This window comes from Streptococcus sp. Z554, from assembly GCF_053010305.1.
Genome location: NZ_JBRKNV010000001.1, coordinates 56586 through 76372 on the forward strand (window position 1 = coordinate 56586; position 19787 = coordinate 76372).

Consider the following 19787-nt stretch of genomic DNA (forward strand, 5'->3'; position numbering starts at 1 on the left):
TCTGACTGAGAAATCAGGATTTCTCGTCAGATTCCTAATTTTCAGTCGCTTTCTGTTCGCTCTTTGTATCATAAACTATGTCTATCCATATTGCTGCTAAGCAGGGTGAAATTGCTGATAAAATTCTTCTTCCTGGGGATCCTCTTCGTGCGAAATTTATCGCTGAGAACTTCCTTGAAGATGCTGTTTGTTTTAACGAAGTTCGGAACATGTTTGGTTACACTGGTACCTACAAGGGTCACCGTGTATCTGTCATGGGAACAGGGATGGGGATGCCATCCATCTCTATCTATGCGCGTGAGTTGATTGTCGACTACGGTGTGAAGAAATTGATTCGTGTCGGAACTGCAGGCTCATTAAATGAAGATGTTCATGTCCGTGAATTGGTCTTAGCGCAAGCAGCCGCAACCAACTCAAACATCATTCGCAATGACTGGCCTCAATACGATTTCCCACAAATCGCTAGTTTTGATTTGCTAGATAAGGCTTACCACATTGCCAAAGACCTTGGCATGACTACGCATGTAGGAAATGTCTTGTCATCAGATGTTTTCTACTCAAACTACTTTGAAAAGAATATCGAGCTTGGTAAGTGGGGAGTGAAAGCCGTTGAAATGGAAGCGGCAGCTCTTTACTATTTGGCTGCTCAACACCATGTTGATGCGCTAGCTATTATGACTATTTCAGATAGCTTGGTTAATCCAGAAGAGGATACTACAGCAGAAGAACGTCAAAATACCTTCACTGATATGATGAAGGTTGGTTTGGAAACATTGATTGCAGAATAAAAGGGAACACAAAAGGAAGATTTTCTGAATGAAAATCTTCCTTTTTTAGTCATTCAGTCTATGCTGACTTTAATGAAATATTGCTCTATCGTCTATTTTTTAAGAGATTGCAAGAAATAATCAATCTCTGCTTGAGAATGGAGAATATGCATCTTTTCAGGGTAGGTATCACTTAATTTTTGGTATCTTTCCTTAGCATTATTTGTTCGGCCATCCCAAAGAATCCAACGAATAAACTCCCAGTTAAAACGTTCATGGCAACCATCCGCCATACTTTCTCTAACTGTTCCTCTGTATCTTAGATAGCGTTTAAAGGCTCTAAATAAACAATTCCAAGCTGAGAAGTTTAAAAAGATAATCTGATCGGCTTGCTCCATTCTTTCCTCATAGCAACACCAGGTATAGTTGCCATCAATGACCCAGTTTTCGTTTTTGACTAGAAAAGTTTTCATTTCGTTCAGCATCCAATCGCGGTCACTGTCTTGCCATCCTGGCTGAAATTGCAGTCTATCTATATGAAGTTTAGGGATAGAGTAGTGCTTAGCTAGTTTTTCTGCCAGAGTAGACTTACCTGATCCGGAATACCCGATAATAGCAATTTTCATGATAACCTCCAAAAATTTGGTACAAAAAAAGCTCCGAAGAGCTCATTTTGTTTTCAGTTATTAATTAACCAAGTTTAGCAGCAAGACGTGCTTTATCACGGCTAGCTTTGTTTTTGTGGATCAAACCTTTAGTTTCTGCTTTATCGATGGCTGAGCTAGCAGCACGGTAAAGTTCTTCAGATGGGTTTGCTTCAAAAGCTTTGATAGCAGTACGCATAGCTGATTTTTGAGCTGAGTTCTTTTCGTTTTGTTTAACGTTCAATTCAGCGCGTTTGATAGCTGATTTAATATTTGCCAATGTTCTTACCTCCATATTTACTAACTATACCATTATATCTGAAAACTGTTATTTTGACAAGGGGAAATCATTTTTTTAAATAAATTTCATCAATTTCATGATTTTTAGATTTATGAAGAATGACCTCAGCCCGATTTCTGGTCGGTTCGATGTAGTTTTGTAGATTGGTCAAATTAATACTTGTCCAAACCTGATGGGCAAAATCTTTTACTTCACTAATTGGTTGCTGGGTGAAACGATAGTAATAGTTGTTTGGATCATCTTGTGCAAAGCTAAGAAGTTTTAAGAAACGATCCAAATACCAACTCTCAATATCCTCGACTGCAGCATCAACGTAAATGGAAAAATCAAAGAAATCCGTGATGTAGAGACGGCTATTCTGTGGTGTTTGAAAAACATTGATACCTTCTACTATGACAAAATCTGCTGCTTGAACTCGTTGTTTTTGACGAGGAACAATGTCGTAGATTTCATGAGAATAAACAGGAATGTCAACATCTTGTCCGTTTTTAAGTTGATCTAGGAAATCGAGCAAGCTTTCCATATCATAACTCTCAGGAAACCCTTTACGGTTTAGGATATTTCGCTCGTTTAAGATGCTGTTAGGATACAAAAAGCCATCAGTTGTCACTAATTCAACACTTGCTTCTGGAAAAATACGGGAAAGCAAAATTTGTAAGAGTCGACTAGTAGTTGATTTCCCAACAGCGACACTACCTGAAATTCCAATAATAAATGGTTGACTTTTACTCTCTCTTTGGAGAAAAATCCCTTTTGAAAATGCTAGGTCTTCTTTGGAACGTTTGTAGATTTGAATTAAGTGTGCCAGTGGTAGATAGATATCTGTTACGTCTTGGAGACTAATTTGGTCATTAAAACTCTTAATCGAATCCAATTCCTCCTCGGTTAAAGGAGGTGTTGTTTTACGATGTAAAGATTGCCAAGTTTTTCGGCTAATTTTTTCATAATGTATAAATTCGTTGGTCATAAATTTTCCTCGTTTGATATCTCAGTATACCATAATTTAGGAATAAAGGCATCTGAATCATTTGAGAAAAAGCGCTTTCTTTGTTAGAATATAAGTAGAATAAACATCAAAAGAGGTGATGTTATGAGACTAGTAGTGAGCGATAACATTCTAAAATTAACTAGCGTACTAGTTGCGATTTTGTGGCTATCTCCGACTGTAATAGAATATACTGTGACATTGGGGAATCAAGCCTTTAGCTGGTCTGCTTTTGTATTGTTATTTTTGCTACCAATCATTGGTTTTATTTACTTGATTCTCGCCATTTTAACAAGAAAATGGTGGCTGATATTGATTGGTCTAGCTTGTCTATTTTCATTTTTTATTAGTATGTTCCTAGGTTATCTCTTCTTAGGGCCTTAGTTGGTATAGACCGTGTAAACGATTTAAAATATCTAAATTTTATGGTAAAATAATCCTATGAGTAAAATGTATTATGCAGAAAATCCAGATGCTGCCCATGATGTTCACGAATTAAGAGTGGAACTGCTTGGACAAAAGATGACCTTTTTGACAGATGCAGGTGTTTTTAGCAAAAAAATGATTGATTTCGGAAGTCAGCTGTTGTTAAGATGTCTGGATGTCGAAAAAGATGAAAAAATCCTTGATGTTGGTTGTGGCTACGGTCCAATAGGCTTGTCTTTGGTTAAAGCTTATGGTGCCCAAGCGACCATGGTGGATATCAATAATCGTGCCCTGGATTTAGCTCAGCAAAATGCAGTAAAAAACAATGTTCAAGCGACTATCTTCCAGTCCAATATTTATGAGCAGGTAGAGGGACAATTTAATCATGTCATTTCGAATCCGCCCATTCGTGCAGGCAAGCAGGTCGTTCATGAAATCATCGAGAAAAGTATTGATTATCTTATGGATGGTGGAGATTTGACCATTGTCATCCAAAAGAAGCAAGGAGCTCCCAGCGCCAAAAATAAGATGGAAGAAGTTTTTGGTAATTGCGAGATTGTAAAGAAAGATAAGGGATATTATATCCTTAGAAGTGTGAAAGAATGAGAGCAGTAGATCTAATCCAGAAAAAAAGAGACGGCCAAGAACTCAGCTCAAGTGAAATCCAATGGTTGATTGAAGGCTATGTTGCAGGGATAGTTCCTGACTACCAGATGTCTGCCTTTGCTATGGCTGTGTATTTTAAAGGTATGACCACTCGGGAGATTTCTGACCTAACAATGAATATGGTGAAAACAGGTCAGGAATTTGATTTATCTGCTATTGAAGGTATCAAGGTCGATAAACACTCAACTGGTGGAGTAGGAGATAAGGTCACCTTGATTTTAGCTCCCTTGGTTGCCAGTTTTGATGTTCCAGTGGCCAAGATGAGTGGTCGAGGTTTGGGTCATACTGGAGGAACTATCGATAAATTAGAATCTATCAAAGGGTTTCAAGTCGAACGCAGTCAGGATGACTTTATCAAACAGGTTCAAGATATTGGAGTTTCAGTCATTGGACAGTCTGATCAACTAGTCAAAGCGGATAAGTTGCTCTATGCACTACGTGATGTGACAGCAACAGTTGATACTATTCCACTGATTGCTAGTTCTGTCATGAGTAAAAAGATCGCAGCTGGTGCTGATGCTATCTTACTGGACGTAACAGTTGGTGAAGGTGCCTTTATGAAGACAGTCGATGAGGCACGCCAACTGGCTCAAACCATGGTAAATCTTGGGAAGGCTGTAGGTCGAAAGACAGTCGCAGTCATTACTGATATGAGCCAACCTTTAGGACGTGCCATTGGAAATCGTTTAGAAATCCTAGAAGCCCTTGAAATTCTTCAAGGAAAAGGACGCGAGGATATTAGTCACTTTATCTGCCAACTAGCTAAAATTATGCTGTCTTTAGCAAATATTGAAAAAACGGTTGAGGAAGTGAAAGAACATCTTGAAAATGGTCAGGCACTCAAGAAGTTTGAAGAGATGATTCTCGCTCAAGGTGGGGATTTAGAAGATCTCTATCGACCTGTAAAAGTTGATCATGTAGTAGAAATTCCTGCTCAAGAAGATGGTGTCATTGAGGCACTTCCAGCCATGGAGTTCGGGCTTTTTGCCATGAGATTAGGTGCAGGTCGTGCAGTGAAAACAGATGCTCTTGACTATGAGACAGGGATTGTTTTTGAGAAGAAAGTTGGAGAATCAGTCAAAAAGGGTGAAATTGTCGCAAAAGTATATGCAAATGGCAAAATTTCTCCGGAACTAGTTACAGATTTCCAAAAATATGTTAAAATTAAAATGAGTGATGAAGTGATAAAAACACGTGAAATCATCGAAATTATCTCCTGATTTAAGGAAAAACCGAAATGAAATTAAATAAATACATTGATCATACGCTTTTAAAGCAAGATGCAACCGAACAACAAATCGATCGTTTGCTATCTGAAGCAAGAGAGTACGATTTTGCCAGTGTTTGTGTGAATCCTTGCTGGGTTTCTCATGCAAAGGCAGGTCTTAAAGATACAGATGTTAAAGTTTGTACGGTTGTAGGTTTTCCTCTTGGAGCTACAACTTCAGCTGTCAAAGCCTATGAAACCAAAGAAGCCATCCAAAATGGTGCTGATGAGATTGATATGGTTATCAATGTTGGAGCGCTTAAGTCTGGGAATGCTGACTTGGTCGAATCAGATATTCGAGCAGTTGTTGAGGATAGCGGTGACAAACTCGTTAAAGTTATCATTGAAGCTTGCTTACTTACGAATGATGAAAAAGTGTTGGCTTGCCAGTTGGCTCAGAAAGCTGGCGCAGACTTTGTCAAGACTTCTACAGGCTTCTCAACTGGTGGGGCAACTTTAGCAGATGTGAAGTTAATGCGTCAGACAGTTGGACCTGATATGGGTGTTAAGGCAGCAGGAGGAGCACGTTCTTATGCAGATGCTGTAGCTTTTGTAGAAGCAGGTGCGACACGTATTGGAACATCTTCTGGTGTTGCAATTCTAAAAGGAGAGTTAGCAGATGGCGACTACTGAGTTGATTGAATTAGCAATTGAAACTAGTAAAAACGCCTATGTACCCTACTCACATTTCCCAATTGGTGCTGTTCTGGTTGCTAAGGATGGAAGTGTTTATACAGGATGCAATATTGAAAATGCTAGCTTCTCTTTGACCAACTGTGGCGAAAGAACAGCTATCTTTAAGGCGGTTTCTGAAGGACAACGGGACTTTTCAGAATTGATTGTCTATGGTCAAACAGAAAAACCGATTTCGCCTTGTGGAGCTTGTCGCCAAGTCATGGTCGAATTTTTTAAACCAGATCTAAAGGTGACTCTAGTCGCCAAAGATAAAACGACGGTCGAGATGACGGTCGGGGAATTACTTCCATATTCTTTTACAGACTTGCATTAGTCTGTGTCACTCATTCAGTGACAAGGGTCCTTGTGACCTATCTATCCATACTTGCAACTTAGTTGCGCATCTTATTTAGGAGGTTCAGAAATGAACAAGAAACAATGGCTAGGCCTTGGTCTAGTTGCAGTAGCAGCATTTGGACTTGCTGCATGTGGTAATCGCTCTTCTCGTAACGCGTCTTCATCTTCTTCTGATGTGAAGACTAAAGCAGCTATCGTTACAGATACAGGTGGTGTTGATGATAAATCATTCAACCAATCAGCTTGGGAAGGTCTTCAAGCTTGGGGTAAAGAACACAACCTTTCAAAAGACAATGGTTATACTTACTTCCAATCAACAAGTGAAGCGGACTATGCAAACAACTTGCAACAAGCAGCTGGAAACTACAACTTGATCTATGGTATTGGTTTTGCACTTAAAAATGCAGTTGCTGATGCTGCCAAAGAACATACAGATATAAACTATGTTTTGATTGACGATGTGATTAAAGATCAAAAAAATGTTGTAAGTGCTACTTTTGCTGATAACGAAGCAGCATACCTTGCAGGTGTGGCTGCAGCTAAAACTACTAAAACAAAACAAGTTGGTTTTGTAGGTGGTATGGAATCTGAAGTTATTTCTCGCTTCGCAGCTGGTTTCAAAGCTGGTGTTGAGTCAGTTGACCCATCTATCAAAGTTCAAGTAGACTACGCTGGTTCATTTGGTGATGCTGCTAAAGGTAAAACAATCGCTGCAGCTCAATACGCTGCAGGTGCAGACGTTATCTACCAAGCAGCTGGTGGTACTGGAGCAGGTGTCTTCTCTGAAGCTAAATCTTTGAACGAAAGCAAAAATGAAAGTGAAAAAGTTTGGGTTATCGGTGTAGACCGTGACCAAGTAGATGAAGGTAAATACACTTCTAAAGATGGTAAAGAAGCTAACTTCGTACTTGCTTCTACTTTGAAACAAGTTGGTACAGCTGTAAAAGACCTTGCCAACAAGGCTGAAAAAGGTGAATTCCCTGGTGGTCAAGTTATCGTTTACTCATTGAAGGATAAAGGTGTTGATTTGGCAGTGACAAACCTTTCTGAAGAAGGTAAAAAAGCTGTTGAAGATGCAAAAGCTAAAATCCTTGATGGTAGCATCAAAGTTCCTGAAAAATAATTGATGGAAGTCATTTCTTAGGAAGCGGTCTTGGGCCGCTTCTTTAAGGATTGAGACATTTTTGTCTCAATAGAGCTTGCTAAGTTTCTTTAGCAGGTTTTATTGAAACAAAATAACACTCTGAAAGGAAGAGCACATGGCACACGAAAATGTCATTGAAATGCGTGAAATTACCAAAGTTTTTGGTGAATTTGTCGCTAACGACAAGATTAACCTTGAGCTTCGTAAAGGTGAAATTCATGCACTTTTAGGAGAAAATGGAGCGGGCAAGTCCACTCTTATGAACATGCTAGCGGGGCTTCTAGAACCAACTAGTGGTGAAATTGTGGTCAACGGTCAAGCTGTGAAGCTAGACTCGCCATCAAAAGCAGCTAACCTCGGAATTGGGATGGTCCACCAACACTTTATGTTGGTAGAAGCATTCACTGTTGCTGAAAATATCATTTTGGGGAGTGAATTGACCAAAAATGGTGTGCTAGATATTGCTCGTGCAACTCGAGAAATCAATGAGTTGTCTGAACGCTATGGCCTTGCTGTGGATCCTTCTGCCAAAGTGGCAGATATCTCTGTCGGAGCTCAACAACGGGTTGAAATCTTAAAGACACTTTATCGTGGAGCAGACATCCTTATCTTTGACGAACCGACTGCCGTCTTAACACCATCAGAAATCGATGAGTTGATGGCTATCATGAAGAACTTGGTCAAAGAAGGTAAGTCCATTATCTTGATTACCCATAAATTGGATGAGATTCGTGCTGTATCTGACCGCGTCACTGTTATCCGTCGTGGTAAATCTATCGAAACAGTTGAAATTGCTGGTGCAACCAATGCTGACTTGGCTGAAATGATGGTAGGACGTTCTGTTTCCTTCAAAACTGAGAAACAGGCAGCGCAACCAAAAGAAGTGATTCTATCGATTAAAGATTTGGTTGTTAACGAAAACCGTGGTGTTCCAGCAGTTAAAAATCTTTCTCTTGATGTTCGAGCTGGTGAGATTGTTGGGATTGCCGGGATTGATGGAAATGGTCAGTCAGAATTGATCCAAGCTATCACTGGACTTCGTAAGATTGAGTCAGGTAGCGTGGAGTTGAAAGGCCAGTCCATCGTAGGATTACATCCGCGTCAAATTACAGAAATGAGTGTGGGTCACGTTCCAGAAGACCGTCACCGTGATGGTTTGGTTTTGGAAATGATGATTTCTGAAAACATTGCTCTTCAAACCTACTATAAAGAACCTCTTAGCAAGAAGGGGATCTTAAATTACAGCAATATCATAGGATATGCTAAGCAATTAATGCAAGAATTTGATGTTCGTGCTGCTAGTGAGATTGTTCCAGCTTCAGCTCTTTCTGGAGGAAATCAACAAAAAGCTATTATCGCTCGAGAAGTTGATCGAAATCCTGATCTCCTTATCGTCAGCCAACCTACTCGTGGTCTGGATGTCGGTGCTATTGAGTACATTCACAAACGCTTGATTCAAGAGCGTGATAATGGGAAAGCTGTCCTTGTAGTCAGCTTTGAGCTTGATGAGATTCTAAATGTCTCTGATAGAATTGCCGTTATCCACGATGGTAAGATTCAAGGGATTGTAACCCCAGAAACAACCAACAAGCAAGAGCTTGGTGTCTTGATGGCTGGTGGTGTATTGGAAAAGGAGAAGAGTGATGTCTAAAAAATTACAACAAATTTCGGTTCCTTTGATTTCTGTTATTTTAGGGATCCTACTCGGAGCCATTGTCATGTGGATTTTTGGCTACGATGCTATCTGGGGATATGAAGAACTTTTCTACACAGCCTTTGGTAGTGTACGTGGAATCGGTGAAATCTTCCGTGCCATGGGTCCTTTAGTCTTGATTGCTCTAGGATTTGCAGTGGCAAGCCGTGCTGGTTTCTTTAACGTTGGTCTTCCAGGACAAGCCCTCGCGGGTTGGGTTATGAGTGGTTGGTTCGCTCTTTCTTTCCCAGATTTGCCACGTCCCTTGATGATTCTTGCGACCATTGTTATTGCCTTAGTTGCGGGAGGAATCGTTGGTGCTATTCCTGGTATCTTAAGAGCCTACCTTGGGACATCTGAGGTTATCGTAACCATTATGATGAACTATATTGTTCTTTATGTGGGAAATGCCTTTATTCACCACTTCCCCAAAGAAATCATGCAAAGTACCGACTCATCTATTCGAGTAAGTGCAAATGCAACTTATCAGACCCCTTGGCTTGCTGAGTTAACAGGAAATTCTCGTATGAACATTGGGATTTTCTTTGCTATCATAGCAGTTGCAGTTATCTGGTTCATGCTTAAGAAGACAACGCTCGGTTTTGAAATCCGTGCAGTTGGTCTAAATCCAAATGCTTCTGAATATGCAGGGATTTCGGCTAAACGTACCATTATTCTATCCATGATTATTTCGGGTGCCCTTGCAGGTCTAGGTGGAGCAGTAGAAGGACTTGGTACCTTCCAAAACGTCTACGTTCAAGGTTCATCATTGGCGGTCGGATTTAACGGTATGGCAGTAAGTCTACTTGCTTCAAACTCACCAGTTGGAATTCTATTTGCGGCTTTCTTATTCAGTGTCCTACAGGTAGGAGCACCTGGTATGAATGCTGCACAAGTACCATCTGAGCTTGTAAGTATCGTTACAGCCTCAATTATCTTCTTTGTCAGCGTTCACTACATCATCGAACGTTTCGTTAAACCGAGAAAACAACTTAAAGGAGGTAAATAAGGATGTCGATTACAACAATGTTAACCCTTATGGTTTCGTCCATGTTGATTTACTCAGCACCACTTATTTTCACAAGTATCGGAGGAGTTTTCTCTGAACGTGGTGGAGTTGTTAACGTTGGTCTTGAAGGAATCATGGTCATGGGTGCCTTTTCTGGAGTTGTTTTTAACCTTGAATTTGCTCAAGATTTGGGAGCATTAACTCCTTGGGTAGCGCTTCTAGTTGGTGGATTAGTCGGAGCGCTCTTCTCGCTGATTCACGCAGTAGCTACAATTCATTTCCGTGCTGACCATGTTGTTAGTGGTACCGTACTTAACTTGATGGCGCCAGCCTTGGCAGTCTTCTTGGTCAAGGTGCTTTATAACAAGGGACAAACGGATAACTTAACACAAACATTTGGTCGATTTGATTTCCCTCTTTTGGCGAATATTCCAGTTATCGGAGATATCTTCTTCAAGTCAACAAGTTTACTTGGTTATCTAGCAATTGCTTTCTCATTCTTAGCATGGTTTGTTCTCTTTAAAACTCGCTTTGGACTTCGTCTTCGTTCAGTCGGTGAACACCCACAAGCAGCAGACACTTTGGGAATCAATGTTTACAAGATGAGATATCTTGGAGTTGTGATTTCCGGTTTCCTTGGAGGAATCGGTGGAGCTATTTACGCCCAATCAATTTCTGTTAACTTCTCAGTGACAACCATCGTCGGTCCAGGATTTATCGCTCTTGCGGCCATGATTTTTGGTAAATGGAATCCTGTTGGTGCGATGCTTTCAAGTCTTTTCTTTGGACTATCACAAAGTTTGGCAGTTATCGGTTCTCAGCTTCCTTTCTTGCAAGGAGTACCAGCCGTTTACTTGCAAATCGCACCATATCTCTTGACCATTGTCGTCCTAGCAGCCTTCTTTGGTAAAGCTGTTGCGCCGAAGGCAGATGGTATCAACTATATCAAGTCTAAATAACATAAAAAAACGTCAGTTTCAACTGACGTTTTATTTTTTAGGTTCTTGGTGCGTTAGGTTAAGTCCCCAAGGAATGAGATTTTCTGTTTTATTTTGGATACGTTTGATATTGTCCTTGTGGCGAACAATTACTAGACTTGCAAGACCAATCATAATCACCGTGAAAAGTAGGTCATAACTAGTTAAAATAAATCCAAAGAGAGGAAACAGAAGGACGCCAATAATTGCAGCAATAGCAGCCGATATACTAGAAAGGGAAATCATACTTCCGAGATAGAGGATTCCGAAGAAAATGACTGCAAGGTAGAGGCAAAAGAGAGGAGCAAATCCCAAAATAACTCCAGCACTGGTTGCAACAGCCTTACCACCCTTGAATTTTGCAAAGACAGGGAAGGTGTGGCCAATGACTGCTAAAAGTCCAAAGACGATTGGTGAAACTCCCTGCACATGGAAGATTAGTGGAAGTAGAGTAGCCAAAGTACCCTTAAAGAAATCAATTGCAAAAGTTACCATCCCAGCTTTTTTTCCTAAAATTCGGAAGGTATTGGTCGTTCCAGTATTACCAGATCCATGTTCTCTTAGATTAATGTTAAAGAAGATTTGTCCAATCCATAAGCCTGAAGGGATTGAACCCAATAAATAAGCTAAAATTAATAATACTATTGTTATCATGTTTCTATTATACCATGAAATAGGAGAGAATCGTAAGGAATCTTGTCTGGAATTGTGACATCTGAAATCTTGTTATTAAAAGATTTGACAATAGGGATCTAGAATTAGAAAAACTTTGCAAAATCCTTAGAAAACCTGTAAAATAGAAAAGATGAACAAATAGGAGGTTCCTTGTGTCAAAAAAGGAAATCAATATTAACAATTATAATGATGATGCCATCCAGGTGTTAGAAGGGTTGGATGCGGTCCGTAAACGTCCAGGGATGTATATCGGATCGACTGACGGTGCTGGTCTCCACCACCTTGTCTGGGAAATCGTCGATAATGCGGTCGATGAAGCCCTGTCTGGATTTGGTGACCGGATCGATGTGACCATTAATAAAGACGGAAGTTTAACGGTTCAAGACCACGGACGTGGAATGCCGACTGGAATGCATGCTATGGGCATTCCAACGGTTGAAGTTATCTTTACTATCCTTCACGCTGGAGGAAAGTTCGGTCAGGGTGGTTATAAGACATCAGGAGGTCTCCACGGGGTTGGATCTTCTGTCGTCAATGCCCTCTCTAGTTGGTTAGAGGTAGAAATTACTCGTGATGGAGCAGTTTATAGACAACGTTTTGAAAATGGAGGCAAGCCAGTTACCACTCTAGAAAAGGTTGGAACTGCACCTAAGTCTAAAACAGGTACCAAAGTGACCTTCATGCCAGATGCTAGTATCTTTTCTACGACAGACTTTAAGTACAATACCATTTCAGAGCGTCTCAATGAGTCAGCTTTTCTCTTGAAGAATGTAACCTTGTCATTAACGGACAAGCGAACAGATGAAGCAATCGAATTCCACTATGAGAATGGAGTACAGGACTTTGTTTCTTATCTTAACGAAGACAAGGAAACCTTGACACCAGTTCTATACTTTGAAGGGGAAGACAATGGTTTCCAAGTAGAAGTAGCCCTCCAGTATAATGATGGATTTTCAGATAACATCTTGTCCTTTGTCAATAATGTCCGTACCAAAGACGGTGGAACGCATGAGACAGGACTCAAGTCAGCCATTACCAAGGTTATGAATGACTATGCACGTAAGACGGGGCTTCTCAAAGAAAAAGATAAAAATCTTGAAGGTTCAGATTACCGTGAAGGGTTAGCGGCTGTTCTTTCTATCCTAGTTCCCGAAGAACATCTTCAGTTTGAAGGACAGACTAAGGACAAACTTGGAAGTCCACTAGCTCGTCCAGTTGTAGATGGGATTGTGGCTGATAAGTTGACTTTCTTCCTTATGGAAAATGGGGAATTGGCTTCGAATCTGATTCGTAAAGCCATCAAGGCCCGTGATGCCCGTGAAGCAGCACGTAAAGCGCGTGATGAGAGCCGAAATGGTAAGAAAAATAAAAAAGACAAAGGCTTGTTGTCTGGAAAATTGACTCCAGCTCAATCTAAAAATCCAGCTAAGAACGAACTCTATCTGGTCGAGGGGGACTCTGCCGGTGGATCTGCCAAACAAGGTCGTGACCGTAAGTTTCAGGCTATTTTGCCTCTTCGTGGTAAGGTCATCAATACAGCCAAGGCCAAGATGGCGGATATCCTCAAAAATGAAGAAATCAATACCATGATTTATACCATCGGGGCTGGTGTTGGGGCAGATTTCTCCCTTGAAGATGCTAACTATGACAAGATCATTATCATGACCGATGCGGACACCGATGGTGCCCACATTCAAACCCTTCTCTTAACCTTCTTTTATCGCTACATGCGTCCACTAGTCGAGGCAGGACATGTCTATATCGCCCTCCCTCCTCTTTATAAGATGTCCAAAGGTAAAGGCAAGAAAGAAGAAGTAGCCTATGCTTGGACGGATGGCGAACTAGAAGAACTTCGCAAGCAGTTTGGCAAAGGCGCCACCCTACAGCGCTACAAGGGGCTTGGTGAGATGAATGCGGACCAACTATGGGAAACAACCATGAACCCAGAAACCCGAACTCTCATTCGTGTCACCATCGAAGACTTAGCACGCGCCGAACGCCGCGTCAATGTCCTCATGGGAGACAAGGTCGAACCACGCCGTAAGTGGATTGAGGATAATGTCAAGTTTACGCTGGAAGAAGCTACAGTGTTTTAAGGAAAGGAGTGTTAATGTTTTTAAAGAAAACTCAATTTTTTGCTGGAAATGGTAATAGTAATTTAGCGAATATTGATTGGCTAAAAATAATTCCTATAATAGTTTCTTTATTAGCACTTGGTTTATCTGGATATAGTTTTTGGATAAATTATAATAGAACGAAATATATGGATACTACCAATTTTCATATTATACAAAATTTTTGGCAGGAAAACCCCAGCTATACTCTTTACAATGAGTCAACTAAGCCACTAACTTCTCCACCGCACCCAACTTATTTGATGTATATTCCGTCAGTCATAAAAAGAGGGGAGACAATTTTTCTTGTTCTTTTACCAATTTCTTATGAGAATGTAAAAAGTCAAACTTTAACAGGAAAAACTATTGATGAGGTGATGACTTCTACTCTTCCAAAAAATTTCTATGCAAAAAAAGGAATGCGAGATGTGAATGAAAGTCATTTAGGTAATGATGTAAAAATACGAACTTATCCATCTCTACTCATTGGTACACAGGTTCAATATTCATATAAAGATAATCCAAAAGATTTGAAAAAAATTACTTTTCTTTCAATGAGTGTAGGAGATAAAATTGAGATTAGTGAAGAGGAATGGGAGGATTTAAAAAATTATACAAAAAATATAGATTCAATAAAGGGAAATGAAGTTAAAATAAATGGGGAACAAAGCATCTATGAGACAGCACATAACTATTTAGTAAATGAGTTTAAGAGGATAAATTCAGATGATGACAAAGTTAATTTATTAGCATTGGCTGGTTTGAAGCTTGACTCTGATACACTAAAAAGTAAATTAGAAACAATAAATAATTTCATGGATATTTTGAAAACTCCTGATGAGGATAATTTTCACTCGATAGCCTATAAATTATTACACAAATACCGTATTTTACCGCAGGATCCATTAGTACCAGATTATTAACCCCAAAAATCATCTAATTAAAAACCTACCAGCGATTTATTTTCAAAAAAGTGACTGGCAGAAAAAAGTCAGCTTACCTGTCTCATGGGAGAGACTGGCACAAAAATTTTTAAAAAGAAAAGGAAAAGAAAAATGAAAAAAGTATATGAAGTAAAAAGTTTGTCCCTGAGTGACTTAGACAATTAGGAGTTTATCGGCTTGGTAGGTCTGCACCATTCGGATTTACAGATTTTTGCTGGAAAAGAAGCTGTAGAAATAGGCTGGTGTCTGCGAAAAGAGTTTTGGAATCGTGGTTATGCGACGGAGGCTGCCCAAGCCTGTCTAGACTTCGCTTTCCAGCAAGCTGGCTTATCAGAAGTTTACTCTTTTACAACCTTGCTCAATCTCCCTTCGCAAAAAGTCATGCAAAAGCTAGGCGTGGAATTTGTCAAAGAATTTGATAATGAAAAAGTTCCAGCAGTCAGTCCGCTTTATAGACATACTCTTTACAGAATCAAGAGTTTTCACTAAAAAGGCAGGTATTCCCATGAGAACTGAAACAGAAATGCTCGATGTAATTTTACAGACTGCCGAAACTTTAAAAGTAGATGCTGTCGCTATGTCTGGTTCACGGACAAACCAAAATGTCACAAAAGATGAATTTCAAGACTACGATGTGGTCTATGTCGTGGACGACTTAGATAATCTAACAAGCAATCTTGCTTGGTTGGACCAGTTTGGCAAACGTATCATTGAGCAGCATAATATCCTAGGCAACCGTCGTCTCTTCCTCATGCTTTTTGATGATGGTAATCGAATTGATCTAACCCTCTGCCCAAAAGAACACATGAAAGAGTGGGTGGATAGCGAAGCGGATTTCACGGTGCTGGATGACCCGCAGGGGCTTTTTGACTCTTATGCACCGACACCTAAGCGCTATTGGACGAATCCAGCTAGTGAGACAGATTTTGAAAAAGCCTGCAATGAATTTTGGTGGGTTTCCGCCTATGTGGTCAAGGGAATCTGTCGCAAGCAACTTCTTTATGCGACTGACCATCTCTACGATATTTGCCAGCAAGAACTCTTGAAGGTCTTGGCTTGGCTGGTCGCAAGTGATAGGGGAACAGTCGATATTGGTAAGAACTACAAGTATCTTTTCCAGTATTTACCTACAGAGAAAGAGAAGGAAATCTCTACTCTCCTTGATTTTTCAAGTGTAGAAAAACTTACTCAGTCATTGTTTGCTACGATGCAATTTTTCCACCAAGAGGCTCAATCTCTTGCTCAAAAGATGGGCTTTGACTATGATAAGGAAGTAGCTGAGAAGATGATGAGATATGCTAAGGAAAAACTTCCTGATCACTAAGCAAATAAAGAACACAAATTATAACTTTAAACTACAGAAAGGATCGTTTAGTTATTTGTAGTAACTGAACACGGGACTAAGACCTAGGAAAAAAGATAAATCGCTTTGGGTTCATTGAACCCTGCATCGATTTCCTATTTTTCTACAGAAATTTTCGGCAGGCCGAATCGTCCCTTTGTATCTTATATGAGTAATATCCAAAATATGTCCTTGGAGGACATCATGGGAGAGCGCTTTGGTCGCTACTCCAAATACATCATTCAAGACCGGGCTTTGCCAGACATTAGGGATGGATTGAAGCCGGTTCAACGCCGTATTCTTTATTCTATGAATAAGGATGGCAATACCTTTGACAAGAGCTACCGTAAGTCAGCCAAGTCTGTCGGGAACATCATGGGTAATTTCCACCCACACGGAGATTCTTCTATCTATGATGCCATGGTCCGTATGTCTCAGGACTGGAAAAACCGTGAGATTCTAGTTGAAATGCACGGAAACAACGGTTCAATGGACGGAGATCCACCTGCGGCTATGCGTTATACGGAAGCTCGTTTATCAGAGATTGCAGGCTACCTTCTTCAAGATATCGATAAAAAGACAGTTCCCTTTGCTTGGAACTTCGACGATACCGAGAAAGAGCCAACTGTCTTGCCAGCAGCCTTTCCAAACCTTTTAGTCAATGGTTCAACAGGTATTTCAGCTGGTTATGCCACAGATATTCCACCGCATAATTTGGCAGAAGTTATCGATGCTACAGTCTACATGATTGATCACCCAACTGCTAAGGTCGATAAGTTGATGGAATTCTTGCCTGGGCCAGACTTTCCTACAGGAGCTATCATCCAAGGTCGTGACGAGATCAAAAAGGCCTATGAAACTGGTAAGGGGCGCGTGGTTGTTCGTTCCAAGACTGAAATCGAGAAACTGAAAGGTGGTAAGGAACAAATCGTTATCACTGAGATTCCTTATGAGATTAATAAGGCTAACTTAGTCAAGAAAATCGATGAAGTTCGTGTCAATAACAAGGTAGCAGGTATCGCTGAGGTTCGTGATGAGTCTGACCGTGACGGTCTTCGCATTGCTATTGAACTCAAGAAAGATGCGAACACCGAGCTTGTTCTCAACTACCTTTTCAAGTATACTGACTTACAAATCAACTACAACTTCAACATGGTTGCGATTGACAATTTCACCCCTCGTCAGGTTGGAATTGTGCCTATCTTATCTAGCTATATTGCCCACCGTCGTGAGGTCATCTTGGCACGTTCTCGCTTTGACAAGGAAAAGGCTGAAAAACGTCTCCATATCGTGGAAGGTTTGATTCGTGTCATCTCTATTTTAGATGAAGTCATTGCTCTTATCCGTGCTTCTGAGAACAAGGCTGATGCCAAGGAAAACCTCAAGGTCAGTTATGATTTTACTGAAGAGCAGGCTGAAGCTATTGTTACCTTGCAACTATACCGTTTGACCAATACAGACGTAGTTGTCTTGCAAGAAGAAGAAGCAGAACTTCGCGAAAAAATTGCTATGCTGGCGGCTATCATCGGTGACGAACGAACTATGTATAATCTCATGAAAAAAGAACTTCGTGATGTCAAGAGACAGTTTGCGACACCTCGTTTGAGTTCTTTAGAAGATACAGCAAAAGTGATTGAGATTGATACAGCTAGCCTTATTGCTGAAGAAGATACATACGTCAGCGTGACCAAAGCAGGCTATATCAAGCGTACTAGTCCTCGTTCTTTCTCAGCTTCAACGCTGGAAGAAATTGGCAAACGGGATGATGATCGTCTGATCTTTGTGCAAACTGCCAAGACAACCCAGCACCTCTTGATGTTCACTACTCTTGGAAATGTCATTTATCGACCAATCCATGAGTTAGCAGATATTCGCTGGAAGGACATCGGAGAGCACTTGAGTCAAACGATTACCAACTTTGAAACCAATGAAGAAGTACTTTACGTAGAAGTTGTGGACCAGTTTGATGATGCGACAACCTACTTTGCAGCGACTCGCCTTGGTCAAATCAAACGTGTCGAACGCAAAGAATTCTCTCCATGGAGAACCTATCGCTCTAAGTCTGTCAAATATGCTAAGTTGAAAGATGAGACTGACCAGATTATAGCTGTTGCACCAATCAAACTTGATGATGTTTTGTTGATTAGTAAAAATGGATATGCCCTTCGCTTTAATATCGAAGAGGTTCCAGTTGTTGGAGCCAAGGCCGCAGGTGTTAAAGCTATGAATCTGAAAGCAGATGATGAGCTTCAAGCTGCCTTTATCTGCAATACTTCATCCTTCTATCTGTTAACGCAACGTGGAAGCTTGAAACGTGTATCAACAGAGGAAATTCCAGCAACCAGTCGTGCTAAGCGTGGTCTTCAAGTTCTGAGAGAATTGAAGAGCAAACCACATCGCGTATTCTTGGCCGGTGCTGTCTCAGAACAAGGATTTATCGGAGATCTTTTTAGTACAGAAGTAGAAGATGGTGAACAAACTCTTGTTATCCAATCAAATAATGGAACAATTTACGAATCAATCTTGCAAGATTTGAATCTATCAGAGCGCACAAGTAATGGAAGCTTTATCTCAGATACTATTTCAGACGAGGAAGTTTTCGATGCCTACCTCAAAGAAGTCTTTAAAGAAGAAAAAGATAATTAAGAAGAAAATCAGTCCTAGTGACTGATTTTTTATAAGTAAAATTTTCAGAAAATTACAAATAATACTTGAATTTTTAGGAGAATAGTGTAGAATAGAACACATAGTTTTGATTAGAATAAAGGAGATTGTCATGACTGTTACGATTGATTGGGAAAATCTCGGTTTTTCCTATATGAAACTACCTTATCGTTATATCGCTTATTTTAAAAATGGACAATGGACTCAAGGAGAATTAACAGAAGATGCAACCTTGCATATTTCAGAATCATCTCCAAGCCTTCATTATGGACAACAAGCGTTTGAAGGATTGAAAGCCTATCGTACAAAGGATGGCAGTATTCAACTCTTCCGTCCAGATGAAAATGCTAAACGTCTGCAACGTACCTGTGATCGTCTCTTGATGCCCCAAGTGCCAACAGAAATGTTTGTAGAAGCATGTAAAGCAGTTGTTCGTGCCAATGAGGACTACGTACCACCTTATGGGACTGGTGGAACCCTTTATCTTCGTCCACTTTTGATTGGTGTCGGAGACATCATCGGGGTAAAACCAGCTGAGGAGTATATTTTTACCATCTTTGCTATGCCAGTTGGAAATTACTTTAAGGGTGGATTGACACCGACAAATTTTTTGATTCAAGACGAATATGACCGTGCGGCGCCACATGGTACAGGTGCTGCCAAGGTTGGGGGTAACTATGCAGCTAGTCTTCTACCTGGAAAAATGGCTAAATCTCGTAATTTTTCAGATGTTATTTACCTTGACCCAGCAACTCACACAAAGATTGAAGAAGTTGGATCAGCAAACTTCTTTGGGATTACAGCTGACAATGAGTTTGTAACCCCATTGAGTCCATCAATCTTACCATCGATTACCAAGTACTCATTACTTTACTTGGCAGAGCATCGTTTAGGATTGAAGCCTGTCGAGGGAGATGTACCAATTGATAGTCTGGATCGATTTGTAGAAGCAGGTGCCTGTGGAACAGCAGCAGTAATCTCACCTATTGGGGGAATCCAACACGGTAATGATTTCCATGTTTTCTACAGTGAAACAGAGGTTGGTCCAGTAACTCGTCGACTCTATGATGAGTTGACCGGCATCCAATTTGGTGACATTGAAGCACCAGAAGGTTGGATTGTAAAAGTAGATTAAAA

General features: G+C 40.4%; 18 protein-coding genes and 1 pseudogene. 15 read left to right on the top strand and 4 right to left on the bottom strand.

The annotated features are described in order from the left end of the window. Positions 1-77: 77 nt before the first annotated feature. Entirely contained in the window at positions 78-788 is a 711-nt protein-coding gene (deoD, locus tag ACVC7R_RS00340; protein WP_178894854.1) for a purine-nucleoside phosphorylase, read from the top strand. Positions 789-880: 92 nt separating this feature from the next. Here deoD and ACVC7R_RS00345 read toward each other — a convergent pair whose 3' ends face one another. The 3 genes from ACVC7R_RS00345 to coaA form a co-directional block, all read right to left on the bottom strand. Next, positions 881-1393, bottom strand: a complete 513-nt coding sequence (locus ACVC7R_RS00345; RefSeq protein ID WP_447263031.1) for a DNA topology modulation protein — start codon at positions 1391-1393, stop codon at positions 881-883. A 64-nt stretch (positions 1394-1457) separates the two neighbouring features. Beyond that, positions 1458-1706 (bottom strand): 30S ribosomal protein S20, encoded by a 249-nt coding sequence (rpsT, locus tag ACVC7R_RS00350; RefSeq protein ID WP_029689628.1) that lies wholly within the window; start codon positions 1704-1706, stop codon positions 1458-1460. A 52-nt stretch (positions 1707-1758) separates the two neighbouring features. Continuing rightward, positions 1759-2679, bottom strand: a complete 921-nt coding sequence (gene coaA / locus ACVC7R_RS00355) for a type I pantothenate kinase (RefSeq protein ID WP_447263032.1) — start codon at positions 2677-2679, stop codon at positions 1759-1761. Between the two features lie 459 nt (positions 2680-3138). On the opposite strand from coaA, the gene ACVC7R_RS00360 reads away from it, so the two are divergent. The 8 genes from ACVC7R_RS00360 (at position 3139) to ACVC7R_RS00395 (ending at position 10893) form a co-directional block, all read left to right on the top strand. Then, positions 3139-3729, top strand: coding sequence for a class I SAM-dependent methyltransferase (locus ACVC7R_RS00360; protein ID WP_447263033.1), 591 nt, complete (start codon positions 3139-3141; stop codon positions 3727-3729). Next, entirely contained in the window at positions 3726-5009 is a 1284-nt protein-coding gene (locus tag ACVC7R_RS00365) for a pyrimidine-nucleoside phosphorylase (RefSeq protein WP_447263034.1), read from the top strand. Before ACVC7R_RS00360 ends, ACVC7R_RS00365 begins: the two co-directional genes overlap by 4 nt. A gap of 17 nt (positions 5010-5026) precedes the next feature. Further along, positions 5027-5689 carry a deoxyribose-phosphate aldolase gene (gene deoC, locus ACVC7R_RS00370; RefSeq protein ID WP_447263035.1) on the top strand — a complete coding sequence of 221 codons (663 nt, stop codon included), beginning with the start codon at positions 5027-5029 and terminating at the stop codon, positions 5687-5689. Further along, positions 5676-6065, top strand: a complete 390-nt coding sequence (locus ACVC7R_RS00375) for a cytidine deaminase (RefSeq protein WP_447263036.1) — start codon at positions 5676-5678, stop codon at positions 6063-6065. Before deoC ends, ACVC7R_RS00375 begins: the two co-directional genes overlap by 14 nt. 90 nt (positions 6066-6155) lie before the next feature. Next, positions 6156-7211 carry a BMP family lipoprotein gene (locus ACVC7R_RS00380; protein ID WP_447263037.1) on the top strand — a complete coding sequence of 352 codons (1056 nt, stop codon included), beginning with the start codon at positions 6156-6158 and terminating at the stop codon, positions 7209-7211. 136 nt (positions 7212-7347) lie between these two features. Next, a complete protein-coding gene (locus tag ACVC7R_RS00385; protein WP_447263038.1) occupies positions 7348-8883 on the top strand; it encodes an ABC transporter ATP-binding protein in 1536 nt (511 codons plus the stop codon). After that, a complete protein-coding gene (locus ACVC7R_RS00390) occupies positions 8876-9934 on the top strand; it encodes an ABC transporter permease (RefSeq protein WP_447263039.1) in 1059 nt (352 codons plus the stop codon). Before ACVC7R_RS00385 ends, ACVC7R_RS00390 begins: the two co-directional genes overlap by 8 nt. Before the next feature lie 2 nt (positions 9935-9936). Further along, positions 9937-10893 carry an ABC transporter permease gene (locus ACVC7R_RS00395; RefSeq protein ID WP_447263040.1) on the top strand — a complete coding sequence of 319 codons (957 nt, stop codon included), beginning with the start codon at positions 9937-9939 and terminating at the stop codon, positions 10891-10893. 30 nt (positions 10894-10923) lie between these two features. Here the strand turns inward: ACVC7R_RS00395 and plsY are convergent, their stop codons facing one another. Further along, positions 10924-11565, bottom strand: a complete 642-nt coding sequence (gene plsY, locus ACVC7R_RS00400) for a glycerol-3-phosphate 1-O-acyltransferase PlsY (protein ID WP_447263041.1) — start codon at positions 11563-11565, stop codon at positions 10924-10926. A gap of 173 nt (positions 11566-11738) precedes the next feature. Between plsY and parE the strand changes: the two genes are divergently transcribed. The 6 genes and pseudogenes from parE (at position 11739) to ACVC7R_RS00430 (ending at position 19785) form a co-directional block, all read left to right on the top strand. Then, positions 11739-13682, top strand: coding sequence for a DNA topoisomerase IV subunit B (gene parE / locus ACVC7R_RS00405; RefSeq protein WP_414290606.1), 1944 nt, complete (start codon positions 11739-11741; stop codon positions 13680-13682). Between the two features lie 14 nt (positions 13683-13696). Beyond that, positions 13697-14623, top strand: coding sequence for a hypothetical protein (locus ACVC7R_RS00410; RefSeq protein WP_281335456.1), 927 nt, complete (start codon positions 13697-13699; stop codon positions 14621-14623). A gap of 186 nt (positions 14624-14809) precedes the next feature. Then, positions 14810-15133, top strand: a pseudogene (locus ACVC7R_RS00415) (GNAT family N-acetyltransferase); the annotation flags it as partial. 16 nt (positions 15134-15149) lie between these two features. Continuing rightward, positions 15150-15968 carry an aminoglycoside 6-adenylyltransferase gene (locus ACVC7R_RS00420; protein ID WP_281335454.1) on the top strand — a complete coding sequence of 273 codons (819 nt, stop codon included), beginning with the start codon at positions 15150-15152 and terminating at the stop codon, positions 15966-15968. A 186-nt stretch (positions 15969-16154) separates the two neighbouring features. Then, a complete protein-coding gene (gene parC, locus ACVC7R_RS00425) occupies positions 16155-18632 on the top strand; it encodes a DNA topoisomerase IV subunit A (RefSeq protein ID WP_447263042.1) in 2478 nt (825 codons plus the stop codon). Positions 18633-18762: 130 nt separating this feature from the next. Further along, entirely contained in the window at positions 18763-19785 is a 1023-nt protein-coding gene (locus ACVC7R_RS00430; RefSeq protein WP_447263043.1) for a branched-chain amino acid aminotransferase, read from the top strand. The last annotated feature ends 2 nt before the right edge of the window (positions 19786-19787 follow it).